12 protein-coding genes are annotated in these 16169 nt (G+C 39.4%); 9 read left to right on the top strand and 3 right to left on the bottom strand.

All coding sequences use genetic code 11. From position 1 onward, the window contains the following. The first annotated feature begins 259 nt into the window (after nt 1-259). From htpG to FHK89_RS04535, 7 genes are all read left to right on the top strand, one after another. Nucleotides 260-2203: a molecular chaperone HtpG gene (gene htpG, locus FHK89_RS04565; protein ID WP_230657230.1), complete on the top strand. Its 1944-nt coding sequence runs from the start codon at nt 260-262 to the stop codon at nt 2201-2203. A 558-nt stretch (nt 2204-2761) separates the two neighbouring features. Further along, on the top strand, nt 2762-4273 hold the full coding sequence (locus FHK89_RS04560; RefSeq protein ID WP_230657228.1) for a C13 family peptidase: 1512 nt from the start codon (nt 2762-2764) through the stop codon (nt 4271-4273). A 44-nt stretch (nt 4274-4317) separates the two neighbouring features. Beyond that, nucleotides 4318-5196 (top strand): S-formylglutathione hydrolase, encoded by an 879-nt coding sequence (fghA, locus tag FHK89_RS04555; RefSeq protein WP_230657226.1) that lies wholly within the window; start codon nt 4318-4320, stop codon nt 5194-5196. 87 nt (nt 5197-5283) lie between these two features. Then, nucleotides 5284-6000, top strand: a complete 717-nt coding sequence (gene rpe, locus FHK89_RS04550; RefSeq protein WP_230657329.1) for a ribulose-phosphate 3-epimerase — start codon at nt 5284-5286, stop codon at nt 5998-6000. Between the two features lie 54 nt (nt 6001-6054). Continuing rightward, nucleotides 6055-6417 (top strand): hypothetical protein, encoded by a 363-nt coding sequence (locus tag FHK89_RS04545; RefSeq protein ID WP_230657223.1) that lies wholly within the window; start codon nt 6055-6057, stop codon nt 6415-6417. Between the two features lie 93 nt (nt 6418-6510). Next, nucleotides 6511-6822 carry a hypothetical protein gene (locus tag FHK89_RS04540; protein ID WP_230657216.1) on the top strand — a complete coding sequence of 104 codons (312 nt, stop codon included), beginning with the start codon at nt 6511-6513 and terminating at the stop codon, nt 6820-6822. A gap of 142 nt (nt 6823-6964) precedes the next feature. Beyond that, nucleotides 6965-7285 carry a hypothetical protein gene (locus FHK89_RS04535; protein WP_230657212.1) on the top strand — a complete coding sequence of 107 codons (321 nt, stop codon included), beginning with the start codon at nt 6965-6967 and terminating at the stop codon, nt 7283-7285. A 99-nt stretch (nt 7286-7384) separates the two neighbouring features. Here the strand turns inward: FHK89_RS04535 and rpmG are convergent, their stop codons facing one another. Further along, nucleotides 7385-7540: a 50S ribosomal protein L33 gene (rpmG, locus tag FHK89_RS04530; RefSeq protein ID WP_049236287.1), complete on the bottom strand. Its 156-nt coding sequence runs from the start codon at nt 7538-7540 to the stop codon at nt 7385-7387. A 73-nt stretch (nt 7541-7613) separates the two neighbouring features. Beyond that, nucleotides 7614-7850, bottom strand: a complete 237-nt coding sequence (gene rpmB, locus FHK89_RS04525; RefSeq protein WP_230657210.1) for a 50S ribosomal protein L28 — start codon at nt 7848-7850, stop codon at nt 7614-7616. A gap of 538 nt (nt 7851-8388) precedes the next feature. Here rpmB and FHK89_RS04520 point away from each other — a divergent pair. After that, nucleotides 8389-14157, top strand: a complete 5769-nt coding sequence (locus tag FHK89_RS04520; protein WP_230657208.1) for a hypothetical protein — start codon at nt 8389-8391, stop codon at nt 14155-14157. Between the two features lie 216 nt (nt 14158-14373). Then, complete coding sequence (gene purU, locus FHK89_RS04515) at nt 14374-15246, top strand: formyltetrahydrofolate deformylase (RefSeq protein ID WP_230657327.1); 873 nt, start codon at nt 14374-14376, stop codon at nt 15244-15246. 85 nt (nt 15247-15331) lie between these two features. Here the strand turns inward: purU and FHK89_RS04510 are convergent, their stop codons facing one another. Next, nucleotides 15332-16114 (bottom strand): 2-keto-4-pentenoate hydratase, encoded by a 783-nt coding sequence (locus tag FHK89_RS04510; RefSeq protein ID WP_230657206.1) that lies wholly within the window; start codon nt 16112-16114, stop codon nt 15332-15334. Between the last annotated feature and the right edge of the window lie 55 nt (nt 16115-16169).

The raw sequence follows: 16169 nt of genomic DNA, 5'->3' as shown, positions 1-16169 counted from the left end.
CTATTAATCTATGCAACTGCGTAAGTCCTAAACACTTAGGTTTTCCTTGCCTGTAGCTAAATATTAACTGTATTTAATCTCTCATCCTGACTGCAAAAAGCCTGCTAATACAGCAGGCTTTTTGCTGCGGGTTAAAGAATATCAAAAAATGGACTTGAAAATTATCATCAGTACCCCTATTTGTTCACTTAGTAGATTGCTTTTGTTAGCAATCATAGTAAATAAACCATTCAATGATAAATAAAGGATTAAGACATTTATGAGCGATAACAATCAACCACAAAAGCACGTTTTTGAAGCTGAAGTAGCACAATTGCTACATCTGGTTACCCATTCACTGTATTCTAATTCAGATATTTTTGTACGCGAATTGGTGTCTAATGCTTCCGATGCGTGTGATAAATTGCGTTTTGAAGGCACCACTGATGATAGCCTTTATGAAGGCGATGCCCAATTGCGTATTCGCATTGATGTGGACAAAGAAGCGAAAACCATTACCTTTATTGATAATGGTATTGGTATGAACACCGAAGATGCCATCGAAAACTTAGGCACAATTGCCAAATCTGGTACAAAGGCTTTTTTAGAAAAACTATCCGATGCACAAAAACAAGATGGTAATTTAATTGGGCAGTTTGGTGTGGGCTTTTATTCAGGTTTTATTGTTGCTGATAAAATTACTGTTGAATCACGCAAAGCAGGTGAGCCTGCCGAGCAAGGTGTGCGTTGGGTATCTGATGGTACAGGCGCATTTACCACTGAGAGCATCAACAAACAAGAGCGTGGCACCAGCATCACGTTGCATCTAAAAGAAGAGTATTGTGAAGGTGAGAGTGATTATCTAGAGCGCAATAAAATCAAAGCGTTGGTTAACCGCTATTCTGATCATATCAGCTTGCCCATTCAAATGCGTAAAGAAGTATGGCAAGAAGAAGTCGTTGAAGAAGGCGAAGAGAGCGATACACCAGCAAATGGTGAAATGGTGCTGACTGATGAGTGGGAAACCATCAACAAAGCCAGTGCCTTATGGACACGCAGTGCTTCTGAAATTGATGATGAAGAATACATTGACTTTTATAAAAATGTCACTTATGACTTCGAAGACCCACTGGCATGGACGCACAACCGTGTTGAAGGACGGGTACAGTATACTCAGCTATTATATATTCCCAAAAAAGCACCATTTGATATGTACTCGCGAGAGCATCAGCATGGCTTAAAGCTGTATGTGAAGCGTGTGTTTATCATGGATGATGCTGAGCAGCTACTACCCATGTATTTACGCTTTGTGAAAGGAGTGATTGACTCTGCTGACTTACCGCTTAACGTCAGCCGTGAACTGCTACAAGAAAGCCGTGATGTCAAATCTATCCGTGATGGTAATGCCCGCCGAATCTTGACATTGTTGGCAAGTTTAGCAAATAGTGAAGACAGCGAAAAACAAGAGAAATTTAAGCAGTTTTATGCTGAATTTGGTGATGTCATCAAAGAAGGTCTTGGCGAAGATATGGGTAACCAAGAGCGTATCGCCAAGTTATTGCGTTATACCACTAGCACGCATGAAGGGCTAGAGACCAGCTTTGCTGACTATAAAGAGCGCATGAAAGAAGGTCAAAAAGCCATTTATTATCTCACCGCAGATAGTTTAGCTGCCGCTAAAAATAGCCCACAACTGGAGCTGTTTAAGAAAAAAGGCATCGAAGTTATCTTGATGACCAGCCGTGTTGACGAATGGGCGATGAACTTCTTAACTGAATTTGATGGCACACCTCTACAAAATATCGCCAAAGGGGCGGTGGATTTAGGTGACCTACAAGACGAAGAAGAAAAAGCCGAAGCCCAAAAAGCACAAGAAACGCTAAAACCTGTGGTTGATAAGCTAAAAACTGCACTTGGTGAGCGTGCCAAAGATGTACAAGTATCGACTCGTTTGGTTGACAGCCCTGCTTGCTTGGTGGTCGGTGATGGTGAATTGTCTCCACAAATGGTTCAAATGCTCAAGCAAATGGGACAACCTGTACCAGATGTGAAGCCAACACTTGAGATTAACCCAAGTCATCCACTGATTCAAAAACTAGAGAATAGTGAACAGTTTGATGATTTGGCACAAGTGATTTTTGATCAGGCGTTATTGGCAGATGGTGGACAGCTTGAAGATCCATCGGCATATCTAAAGCGGGTTAATGAATTACTAATGAAGTAATTTAACCATTTATTTGTTGCTGTTATTTATTTAAGATGACTATTTAAAAAAGGGGCTTGTGATAAGCCTCTTTTTTTATGTCATATTTTTTAGTGGAAGATAGATAAAAATATGGTATTAGAGCCTGTATTCACAACCCATAATGGTGGCTTTTTGCCTAAAATAGACGTACTACGGCGTTAAATTTTGGGTTAAATAGAGTGACTATTCGCCCCAAAATTTGCCTTGTATTACGCAATTTTAGTTTAAAACTCCCCTGATTTTGGATTATGAATACAGGTTCTTAATAAAGATACTAGGGGTGCTTGAGAACATATATAGTCAACGAACTTGATAACTGTTACGGTGTTGCCATCGTTTACTGTATGTACTATCTGCACTCGGTCGCCTTGTATCTGTTTTAGTATTCTTCGACTATATATTATAGAGAGGGAACTGGCATTCGTTACAAATTCTTATTACGGACATTTGACATAATCTGTTACAATGTAATCGGTATGGCTATTCTTCTGCCATGTCTCTATTTATTTGCTCATAACCCAATAGAGGTTATATTCCTTGTCCCTTGAAAATCTAAAAGTCCCTACCTTACAGCGTTTCCCGCTCAACTTTGCTGCTAATATCATTGCAGCACTGTGGATGCTGGCAGGCTCGACTCGGGCATTTGCTTGGGTCAAGCCCACTTATTTGCAGTTTTTAATGTTTGCCCTATTAGCACTGGCGAGCAATACCTTATTTTCTTGGCTTGCTGCGGATATTGGTAGCGTATTTAATGAGCAAGGCTTGGTCAGCTATTTGATTTGGCCAATTATCGTGGTGTTGGCGGGTATTATCCTTGCTCGTCGTTCTGGTAACTATTCTTTGCTTTTTGTGCCAGCAGTATTGTGGCTGACTGCCGATACCATGTCGGCATTATTACAAAGTCTCATTCAATTTTTGGGTACACACGGTTGGTTGCCAGAGTGGAGTTATTCATTACTGCCTACCTTATTTTTATTGTTATTTTTGTGGCAGACTATTGCTTTATTATGGATATTTGCTCGTAAGCTGCGTACCCCTTGGTGGGAGCGGATATTGGTATTGATAGGTGCAGTGGCATTACTGACAGTATGGCAAAAAAATGTGGCAGTTCAGCCTATTTTTAAGTTGATACCCAGTGAGCCAACATTAGCAGAATCTGCATTTTATGATCAACCTTTACTGCTTTCTGCCGCACTCAATGCAGTCAAACCAAATAATATTGGGCAGACCGATTGGTATTTTATGGGGGTGGCGGGATTTGCAGGACAGGATGTGTTTCGCTCAGAGATTAATGAAGCTCGGCAACTGTTTGATGTACGTTTTAATACTCAAGATCATTCGCTGAGCCTAATTAATAATCGCTATAGCTGGAATGAGCAGCCTGTAGCAACCAAAACCAGTATTGAGCAGGGACTCAAGCGTATTGGGCAACAAATGAATGCTGATGAAGATGTGCTGTTTATGCTGTTGTCTTCTCATGGTAATAATGACATCTTACAACTGGATAATCCACCTTTAGCACTGGAAGATATTGATCCACAGTGGCTACGTCAAACACTAGATGACTCTGGTATACGTTGGCGCGTCATTGTCATATCTGCGTGTTATTCAGGCTCATTTATTGATGAGTTGCTGTCACCTACCACAGTGGTCATTACTGCTTCTGCTGCTGACAAGCCATCATTTGGTTGTAGTAATGAGGCAGATCTCACTTATTTTGGGCGTGCCTTTTTTGCCGAAAGTTTGCGTAATAATAATAGCTTTGAAGCAGCATTTTTAGAGGCGAAAAAAAGTCTTGCCGAGCGTGAATCTGCCATGGGTTTTGAACCATCTGAGCCACAAATGGTGATGGGCAGTTTAATGAAGACAGCATTGCCAGCATTTGAGCAAGATTTATTCCGTCAGTATGATACCAAGCCGAGTAGTCCTAGTCTTAATATCTCAAATAGTCAACCAGATGTGACAGGTTTAAATTCTAATAGTGGTGTGCAGATTCATATTACTGATACTATGGATACATCATCGGATACAGATAAGGCGTATCAGTAGTGCGAAATTATTGAATGACTAACTTTAGTGAATAAGGGGAATATATGAATAATTCATCATTACAAAATGGTTTAACACTACAAAGTAATAATCGTTGTTTTTATGGTGAGCAGCGTTACTATCAGCACCAATCAGCCGTGACCAAGAGTGTCATGACCTTTAGTGTTTACTTGCCAGATGCTGCGATAGTAGGGCACGATTGTCCTGCCATCTTGTATTTATCTGGACTTACCTGTAATACAGATAATGTGACTCACAAAGCACATTTTCAGCAGCTATGCTCAGAGCTTGGAGTTATTTTTATTGCCCCTGATACCTCTCCTCGTGGAGAGAATGTTGCAGATGATGAACAGTTTTTTATTGGGCAAGCTGCCAGCTATTATGTTGATGCAACCTGTGAGCCGTGGGCTGAGCATTATCAAATGCAGTCCTATATTGTCGAAGAGCTTTATGACTTAATACATGCACAATTTCCCATCAGTAGTTTGGGACTGATGGGACATTCTATGGGTGGGCATGGTGCATTAATGTTAGGTTTTAAGTTTGCTGATAAGTTTGCTAGTGTTTCAGCGATTGCACCTGCGTGTGTAGCCAGTCAGTCTCAAAAGGGGCAAGCAGCATACCAAGCTTACTTTGGTGAAGACAAAGCGGTATGGCAGCAACACGATGCCATTTATGCCATTTGGCAAGCAGGACAGCAGTATGTGTCTATTTTGGTTGATCAAGGGCAAGAAGATGAGTTTTATCAAGCAGGACAACTGCAAACACAGAAGCTGCAACAAGTGTGTTGTGAGGTAAAACAACCGCTCACTATACGTTATCATGCAGGTTATGATCATGGTTATTACTTTATTCAAACGGTGATGGCAGATCATATTACTCACCACCTACACGCTGCTAATCTATTGGTAGATGATAGATAAACACTAGAATCACTTTTGAGTAGACTCAAGGTACTAAATATTAAAAGCTAAGCATCAAAGTTTAAACAGAATAAGGTAAATCTAATGATGAACGACACTCAAGAAAGCCATAGTAGTCAAACTGCTAATTATCTGATTGCGCCCTCTATTTTATCTGCTGATTTTGCCCGTTTGGGTGAAGAAGTCGAAAATGTGTTAAAAGCAGGGGCGGATGTGGTACATTTTGATGTCATGGACAATCATTATGTCCCCAATTTGACCTTTGGTAGTATGATCTGTCAGGCATTGCGTGATTATGGTATTACTGCTCCTATTGATGTGCATCTGATGGTATCCCCTGTCGACGGTATGATTGAGCAGTTTTTGCAAGCTGGGGCAAGTATCATTACCTTTCATCCTGAGGCTACCCATCACATTGATCGCTCATTGCAGTTGATTAAAGATGGGGGTGCAGAATGTGGTTTGGTCTTTAATCCTGCCACGCCTTTGCACTACTTAGATTATGTGATAGATAAAGTTGACCAAATTTTATTAATGAGTGTCAATCCTGGTTTTGGTGGACAATCATTTATCGCTTCGACATTGGATAAAGTACGTGAGGTACGTCACCGCATTGATGCCAGTGGGCGCAACATTCGTCTGGAAGTTGATGGTGGAATTAAAGCAAATAATATTCGTGCTGTGGCAGAGGCGGGAGCGGATATGTTTGTGGCAGGCTCGGCAATTTTTAACCAGTCTGATTATCAAGCTGCTATTACTGCCATGCGTGAAGAGCTAGCGTTGGTGGGTAGCCAGCAAATATAAATGTTAGTTACATGTTAAACATCAATTAAGGTTAATGTTAATAGAGAGTCTTATATGACAGTATCTCCAAACTCATCTAAACTATTAGACAAAAAATCAAATAATGATGGTGTGGATAATATTGAACCAAGTCTAGTACCAAAAGGTATTACCATTGGATTGGCAATCTTTACCTTTGTATTGATCGCATCAGGCTATGGTTTTCGTTTGGCTTTTGGAGAACAGTGGCAGTCTGTATTACAGCAGGCGGTTATTTTAGTACCTGTTTTTGTGATTGGTGTACCGTTGTTATTTTGGCTGGGTGCGACTATCATGAATAAAGTCACAGGAATGAATATTCAACGGCGCAATGCATTATCACTTGGTTGGCTGATTGCCAGTGTCACCATCTTGTGGTTAATGGGTACATACAGTTAAATATAAATAATAGTTCAGTTTGTTGACTTACTCTCATATTTGGCTATAGCCAAGGCTTTAATATTTTGTCTATTTTATAAAATGGAAAACATTGTGTCCCTATTTTCACCAGACTCTCAGTATTATATTTTTCCAAAAGATTTGCCAAAAGGGCTGATTATTACTCTGATTGTGGCATGTTTATTATTAGGTCTGTCTTCTTTACGTCATGGACATGACTGGCAAGGTTGGCTTAATGTATTTGAAAATTGGCTATTAATGCTACTGATTATCCCAACAGCAACGGTTGTGGTTGCGCTACCTTTAAAATATCGTGACCCAAAGTTTGAATTAAAACTGACTTATTATTTAGGCATGTTTGTGGCATTTTTATTTACTTTAGCCAAACTGCGTTATTGGCGGTAAGTTGATATATCAATATCAATTGCTAAAAGTATACAGATATAGTGATTAGGGCTTGAAGTTTGCTAATTTGCCATCATTGTAAAATAACAGCTCCCCTTTTTGGTCGTTAATCATACCAACAAGATGGTATAGAGGTAATAATATGACGTATGAACATGATAGTGAGATACAAGAGAAATTAGAAGATAAAGAAGCTCAAGATAAATATACTGGGTTTGGTAAAGAGACCATGTTAGAGTTGGTAGAACTTGAAGGTGGTAAACTGGTATTACGCGATGTAAATGCAAAACAAGAGCCGCTAGTTACCATCGATTTTGCTGACAAAATCTATGAGATATTAGGGAAAGATGCACAGTTTATTGGACAACACATGATTCATGCAGCAGTGCAGGTGATTATGCATAAGCAAATGAGTCAGTGGCATGCGCATGTTTATGATGAAGAGCCAACGCATTATAGTTAATACTATCTATGATGCTAGTTTGTGATAAAAAAAGGGTTATCCATTTAGATAACCCTTTTTTATTTAGAAAATATTTGTACTTCAATCATTCCAAATATCTTACTTGATTTTGGCTTCTTTGAAGATGACATGTTGGCGAATTTTTGGATCAAATTTTTTGATTTCCATTTTGCCAGGCATGGTACGTTTGTTTTTGGTGGTAGTATAAAAATAACCAGTTCCAGCAGTTGAAACCAACTTGATTTTATCTCTCATGATAGACTTCCTTAGATAGATGGCGAATAAGATAGTATGAATAATATAGTATAGCTAATGGCGGTGCAGTCAATTAAACTTTTTGACCCGCAGCGCGCATATCAGCCAATACTTTGTCAATACCATGCTTATCAATGATGCGCATCCCTTTAGAAGACACACGTAAACGCACAAAACGGTTTTCTGATTCTACCCAAAAACGATGGTTGTGCAGGTTTGGTTGGAAGCGGCGACGGGTTTTGTTGTTCGCGTGCGAAACATTATTACCCACCATTGGACGCTTTCCAGTCACTTGGCAAACTCGAGACATGGCGAACTCCTCATATATGAGTAAGATGGGGCAAATACCCTCTCATCTTACTGAAGTTAAATACAGATAGAATATACTGTGGAATGGACACAGTATATTGACTATGTATTTAACAAATACTGTTAACGATAATTTGGCGGCCGCCTATCTTTACGCCACAACGAAAAGTAGCAGACCCACAAGAAAATTTAAAGCGCATATTTATATCACAATAAGGCTAATAATACAACTAAAAGCTTTTAAATTGACGATATATTACGGTGATGAAGTGTATTTTTACGGCTTGTTTATCAAGTAGATACTAAAAGTATGCGAGATAGTGAATTTTGGGTTGTAAGTTACATTCAAAAACAGTAAAGTTAATATCAGGAAACTTACAAAAACTATTTATTCTTTTTTTTTATAAAACATAAATGTGAACGTGATTTGAAGGCATAGTATCCATTCCAATCCACTCATATTTATACTACTCTTATCCTATTTTTAATCTTTATATAGCACAAGACACTATTTTAGTGTTCTATGCGGAGTCAATATTATGTCTGATACAAATTTTTTGCATGCAATTAACCCAAGCCATAAGAAGAATGCAACTGCAAAACTTTTTCAATTAACCTCACTATCCTGCGCGCTGGCTTTGGCGGGTTGTGGCGGTGGTGATGGTACTGTTGATGCCATTGCTCCTAAGCCTGATCTGGGGATTACGGGTAGTAATGGCGGTACAGGTAGTGGCAGTACAGGGGGCAATGGTGGAACAACGCAACCTACCAAAGAGCCTGCATTTTATATACAAAAACTGACACCTAGTTTAGAAAATATTAAGCTGACAGATAAACAAGAAACTCAGGAAATTACGGTTGTTGTCAAGGCCTTACAGAAAAAAACTGCAGGTGCTATGGTTGGTAAAGAAGTGACGCTGGCTGTGATAGATTCTGAAAAGCTGGGTATTTCTATTGCAGGTAATAGTACCCAAACAACAGGTGCAGATGGTAATGCAACTTATAAGTTGGTGTTTAATCCCAAAGCAGTAACAGATGAAACATTATTATTAAAAGGTATTAACCTAACTGCCACTGCAAAGGCACAAGATGGCAGTGTTGTTGAACAAGTTGCAAAAATTGGTGTGAGTAAAGAAGGTAGTACAGGTTCTGTTGTACAAAGTAAGCTGAATTTAACCTCCTCAGTAGCGTCCACCACATTATTATCAAGTGGTGAAATCAACGCCAGAGGTGATACAGTCACAGTTAGTGTACAAGCTAAACAAACCAATGGTGTGGCTGCTGAAGGTGTTGATATTACGCTAGGAATTGGTAGCTATAAAGGCATTTCAATTATTGATGGCGGTAAAAAACAAACCAATAGTAGTGGCGAAGCACAGTTCACATTAGTTGTAGATCCTAATTTATCAGATGCTGAACGTAATAATCTCATTCAAAAGGGTATTACTTATAATATTAAGTTGACTGAACAAGATGGTGCAGAAAAACAAGAATCTGGTATATGGACAGTACGCAATCCTGCATCGAGCTTTAATATCAATGTCTCTGGTAATACAGATTTGATGAGTGCTTATGGGGATCAACAAACCATTCACATTAGTGCCATACCAAAGTCAGATAAAGTGCTGCCAATACAAGGATCTACAGTCAAAGTTGCCCTAAATAATACCGGTAATTTACCTAAAGGTGTGAGTTTGAGTCGTGATTTGTTGGTATTGAACGAACAAGGACAAGCGACATTAGATTTAGTGATTCCTAAGGGACTGAGTAAAACAGATGCTGAATATTTAAAAAATAACGGTATTAGCTATACATTGACTTTGATTGAGCCCAATCATGCAGATACAAGTGTAACAGTAAAAAGCAAAGTTTATATACCAGAAGCACAGTATCAAGTCAGTGTTGATAGCATTGACAAAAAAGCAATATCAAGTGCTGGTGGTAGTACACAAATTAGCTTTAGGGTGAATAACAAAAATAATGGTGCGCCAGTGGTTGGGCAAAAGGTGGTTGCCAGCCTATCAGATAAATTTAAAGCAACAGGATTGGTTACTTTAGATAATGCCGCGGAACAGACAACGGATAGCCAAGGTATTGTGACTTATACAGTACGTATACCAACAGGCTTGACTAAAAATCAGCGTGCCAATTTAGAGAGTTTAGGAAAAAAAGAAAAACTTAAGTTAGAGGTTTCAATTACTGAGCCAACGGGTGTACCAACGCCATCAGTGAGTCAGTCAATTAATATCAATTCATCAGATGCAGACAGTGCCATTCAACTGACATCAAAAGCAAGTGTGAGTGCTGCAAATGCTCAAGGTGATACATTTACCATAGCCGTGAGTGCTGTGCAGCAAGGTGGGGCAGCTGTTATTGGTGATTTGGTTAAACTACAATTAAGTAGTGCAGCAGGTGTACGTATTACTGGTGGTAATACACAACAAACAAATGACCAAGGTATTGCAACATTTACACTAAGAGTTGATAGTGGCTTAAATAAAAAAGAGCGTGCCGATTTAATTAAATCAGGTATTAACTATACAGCGGTATTAACGGCAAGTGATGGCACACAATATAAACTAAACACACAAACGGTTAAAGTGGCTGAGAAGAAAGCAACTATTATTATTAAGTCAGCATCACAAATCAATGAATTGGGTGGTAGTGCAAATATTATTGTTAAGGCTTTAGAAGGGTCTCCTGCCAAAGTTGCTGTGGGTAAAGAAGTACGTATCGAGCTAACCAATGCAGCTCGTCAAGCTGGTGTCAGCTTAGTAGCAAATACAGCAACGACAGATAAAGATGGTCAAGCTATTTTTGTTGTTAGTGTGCCAAGTGGCTTATCAAAAGCAGTACGAGAAGAATTAAAAACCAACGGTATCAAATACCAGATCAGTTATGACAACGATGGCATCATGGCAGAGCCACAAGATGGTGAGGTCGTGGTAACACCTGTAACGGTGAACTTTAAAAATCTAGATGCCGCTGCACAGTATGAGATAAATAATACAGGTGGTAGCCAATCTATTGAATTCCAACTGTTTAATGAAGATAAACAAGGTAATAAGATACCTGCGCGCAATCAAGCCGTTAACTTTGCATTTAATAATCCAGGCATTGCTAAGTTATTAACAGTCAATGGAGCACGTGGATCATCGGTTGTGTCTGCTAATACCAACAATGATGGTATCGTTAGTTTTAATGTGTTAGTACCAAGTAACTTAACTCTAGAGCAACGTAAAAAGTTAAATAATACAAAGTTAACGGCAACGTTAACTGAAACATTGACAGGACAAACTCAAAAAGTCGCTGTTACTGTGAAATCTGTTAAGTCTGAGATTGAGCTTAAAGCACAAGCGTTAGGTAAACTGAATCTTAATGGTGGTGAGACCCAAATTAGAGTAGTCGCCCATGATAAAAAAGGTGATGTGGTCTCAGGTCAATCTGTTGCTTTGGCCTTGCCATCTCGTCTTGCACAAGCAGGTTTGATGGTAGTCTCTAGTCCAAATCAGACAACCAATAATTCTGGTGTCGCAACCTTTACTATTGCAGCACCAAATAATTTAACCTCTAGTCAGAAAAAAATGATTGGCAGTTCATTTGATCTGGGTATTGCCGCAAGGGATGCTAATAACAATAGCAGCAGCACATTGGCAAAAGTTGTCACAGAAGAACCGAGTACCGCTACAGAAGTCATCTCTACCATCGTGGCTAATAAAGTGGTGGATAGTAAGGGAGATACATTTAAAGTATTTGTGCGTGTGGAAGATGTAAATAGTCAACAAGGTGTTGTTGGTCAACAGGTTACTTTAAATATTAAAGATCCTATCAAAACAGGGGTTCGCTTTACGGGTAGTAATAAAGTTGCTACCAATAGTCAAGGGGTTGCAGAGTTTGATTTACAGTTAGTGACTGGCAGTAATGTCGATCCAACAGTCTTGGGTAAAGGCATTAAAGTTGAAGCATCAACTGTTTCAGCCAATGGTGTGGTTGCCAAGAAAGAATATAATATTGCAGTGGATCAAAGCACCATTGATAGCTATGTTATCATGGGATTTGCTGATAAAACAGAACTTAATACTGGTGGTGATCAGACCAATGTCACCTTCCGTGTGGTTGACAAAAATGGTGGTGCGCTCGCTGGTGTGCCAGTGCAGCTTAAGATTAAAGATGCTGAAACCAGTGGTGCGGCATTAACGACTAAGAGTCAACTGATTACTGATGAACAAGGTTTGGTTAAAGCAGGTTTAGTGCTTGGTGCAGGATCTGTTTATGCTCGCCTTAACCATGGCATTACTGTGGTTGGACAAGTGCTCAAGCCAGAGTATAAGGTTCAACCGGATGGCACAACCAGCGTTGAAATGGTTGCACAGGTAGAAAAAGAGGTAAATTTATATGCTTCAGGCACAACAACGACATTAACAGCCTCAAAAACCAACCTAAAACCTAATGAGAAAGTCTCCTTTACGACGAGTATTGTTGATGGGGCTGGTAACCCTGTTGCAGGTGCAGAAGTTGAATGGGTTGATATGTCTGATCCTAAGCATCCATCTGTTATCAGCGTAATAGCGACTGCACAGACAGATAGAGATGGCAAGGTAACCAGTAAAGAAATTGATGAAGCTGCATTACCATTTGATAGTAATGGTAACTTGAAAGTTGCTGCTAGAGTAAAAGGCAATGACACAGTAAGTAACAGTATTGCTTTGGTTCAAGTGTCACAGGCTGGCATTAGCTTTAATGATATACAAGCTGAATATGAAGTACATAAAACCAATACGATTAATATTCAGATTCGTGCCAAAGATGCCGCCGATGCGCTTGCTTATAAAGGTAAAGAAGTCACTGTCGAAACCACATTGGGCTCATTTGCAAATGGTATACCAACAGGCAGTAAGGTCATTGAAAAAGTGACCATCACTCAAGCCATGATTGATGCAACAGATAAGAGCATTATTAATGTTCCTGTGAAATTGTCTTCAGGGCTGGCTGGTACCGCTGTATTAACAGCTTTTGTAACCAATACTGCTGGCAATAAACAAACCACCACAGTGGATACTTACTTTAGAGCCACCACACCTGCCAAAATGCTGTTACAACCTGTAAAATCAGTGATTGTCCCTGGTGGTAGCACAGAGATAGTGGCTTTAGTAAAAGATAAAAACGATGTACCAGTTAAAGGTGTGGTCGTTGTCTTTAGTCGCACAAAAGAATCATCAACAGGTCGTCTGTCTGCAGCAACAGCCATTACCAATGAGAAAGGTGAAGCGAAAGTTGTATACACTGCCAATGCTGTCTCACCTATTAATGGAGTGGAGATTCAGGCGCAATTACTTGACGATAAATATGGCATTGGTACAAAAACAACCTATATTACTGTCTCAAAAGATGCAGTTTATACGACATTGGCATTTAGTGATAAGATTGAGAAAAGTGATGATAATATCTACTATCTTGTTTCTGGCTCTATTGCGGTGATGGATGGTACGGGTCGACCAGTTAAAAATACAGAGGTATCATTAAAATCTTATGCCACTGCTTATCGCCAAGGTTTATATTGTGCAGTTGAACGTAGTATTGCTTATCAGCCTAAAGAGGAAATCAATCCAAAAGATGGCACGATTACCATACCAGAGGTGCAAGAATTTTCATCAATAAAAGCGGAGAAATTTGCTTCTGGCTGGCAAGATACTGAGGATGGAAACTGGAACTATATCCTAGATAATAATGAGGATAAAAATAATAGCAAAAAACTTGAAGCCATTAATCCTGTGACTATTTTAGGTACCACGTTGGCTGATGATAAATATACCTTTGTGACTGATAATGAAGGTAAGGTAGACTTTAAGATCCGTTATCCCAAAGCCTACTCAAACTGGACACAGGTACGTTTTGATGCCACAACTTTGCTAAATGGTAGTGAAAACTTGCAATCTTTTGATATAGAATTGCCCGCAGCGATTAGCGACTTCTCGCTATCAGGCGATACAATCATTACCCCATATACCAATAATGAAAGTGCCTTTGGTGTGGGTAGCCAAGTTTGTATTAATCAGTTGGCTATTTCAGTAGATGCACGCACAGGTTTAGAACGAACCGTAATTACAGGTTCAGCGCAAGGTCTAGATTCTGGTAGTACTTTACCTGTTATTCTATATAAAGATAATTCACCAGTGCGTAATACTAATATAACGGCAGCTCAGCCAGGCTTTGTCTTTAACTTCAATAATGCCTTCGATAAAGGTACTTTGGTTACTGTTCAAGTGGGTAGTAGTTCTATTAGTCAAGTGATTAAAACTAAGAAATAACTTCAAATAGCTATCAACTTGTAAATAAAAAACCCTCAAGCATACTTGGGGGTTTTTTATTTATTTGGATTGAAGGTGGTAAGTAAATAAATAGGGACAAAAGATAAAATTCATTGTCTTTATACACCATACGGCTTTAAAATATTGCCTTTTTTATAAACAATAGAATAGAGATTTATGAAAACAACTTCTACTAATTTTGCCAGTTTACCAAGTGTGTCAACATCCACCAAAAGAACGGGGACTTTGCTGGTACAATGCCAAGACCAAGCAGGTATTGTACAAGCAGTTTCTGGATTTATTTTTGAGCAGGGTGCAAATATCATTACCTTGGATCAATATTCAACAGCGCATGAAGGTGGTCAGTATTTTATGCGGGTTGAGTTTGCTTTGGCACAGCTATCTGAAGTAATTGAGCAGTTTAAGACTGACTTTGCACAAAAAGTTGCCAGTCAATATAAGATGGATTGGCAGTTGCATGATAATACGGTGAAGTATAAAGTTGGAATTTTGGTATCAAAGTTTGATCATGCGTTATTAGATTTGTTATGGCGGCACCAACGTGGGCTACTAGATTGTGATATTACCTGTGTGGTGAGTAACCATGAGGACTTACGCCAAGCGGTGGAGAACTTTGGTATTGAGTTTCACCATGTGTCAGTGACCAAAGATAACAAAGCTCAGGCAGAAGCACAGATTCATGAATTAGTAGTACATAATGATTTATTGGTACTGGCTCGTTATATGCAAATTTTATCAGCAGATTTTGTTGCTAAGTGGTCAATGCGTATTATCAATATTCATCACTCATTTTTGCCTGCCTTTGTTGGTGCTGATCCGTATCGACAAGCGTTTGAGAAGGGTGTGAAGCTCATTGGTGCAACCGCTCATTATGTCACTGCTGATCTTGATCAAGGTCCAATCATTGAGCAAGATGTGCATCGTGTTACCCATCGGCAAAATGTAGCAGATTTGCGTGCTATTGGTCGTGATGTGGAGCGCAATGTATTAGCCAGAGCTGTGAATTGGCATGTGCAAAATCGAGTAATTGTCACAGGTAATAAGACGATTGTATTTAGTGAAAGCTAGGCAAATATATAAATGATAATCTAATTAATTATCTAACAATAAGTATCAAGTCGTTTATAAAGATCGTACTCACAGTAATGTTAATTTATGTTTGTACTGTGAGTGATACTTCTCCTACGCTTTGAAATTCACCTTTATAAGTCCCCATCTCTAATGTGACCGGCATACCAAATGAGCCAGAAGAGACGAACATGCCTGCTTCAATACTCAGGTTGTGTTGCTGTAGCTTTTGCACCAGCCACTGTACGGCTAAGGCAGGATGCTCTAGTACAACCGATGCAGGTTCAGTGAGTACCAGCTCATCATTGATGTATAAGCGTCCAACTTCATGGCTTAGCTCATCATAGCTGGCAGTGACTGGCTGCCCGATACACACATAACCTGCGACAGCACTATCGACGCACAGATGTTCTTTGCTCATTTTGGGAAACCAGTCTTGATATCTAGAGTCAGGTATTTCAAGGCAAGGGGCAATGAGGCATTTTTTACAAATTTGCTCAGGCGTATCACTTGCTAGGAGTTTTTCTTGGGCAATAAATGCCAGCTCAAGCTCCACCAAGGCACTATTTACATCAGTCGATAAAGATAGGGGCTGCGAATTATCCCAAACCTGCTTATCAATAAGCTGTCCATACATCGGCTCGGCAGAGTTAAATAATGCCATGGTGCGCTTGCTGGTCATGCTGATTTTATAGCCTGCCAGTTTTGCCCCATTCGCTATTTTTTTGTCAGTCACCGCATGTTGGATATCATAGGCTTGTTTGCTAGAGAGGTCTGCTATCATCACTGATTGTGCAAGGGGTATGCGCTCAACATAGGCACGATAAAGGTGCTCACTAAGCTGAGTGTTAGATAGTATATGGCTCATATTCATTCCTTGTTATATGTTTTAACATCTATGTTTTTTAATTGCTATGATAAAA

The sequence above is a fragment of the Psychrobacter sp. I-STPA10 genome, assembly GCF_021012795.1.
GTDB lineage: Bacteria > Pseudomonadota > Gammaproteobacteria > Pseudomonadales > Moraxellaceae > Psychrobacter.
The sequence above is the reverse complement of the archived record's forward strand: the minus strand, read 5'-3'. Positions and strand labels throughout refer to the sequence as shown.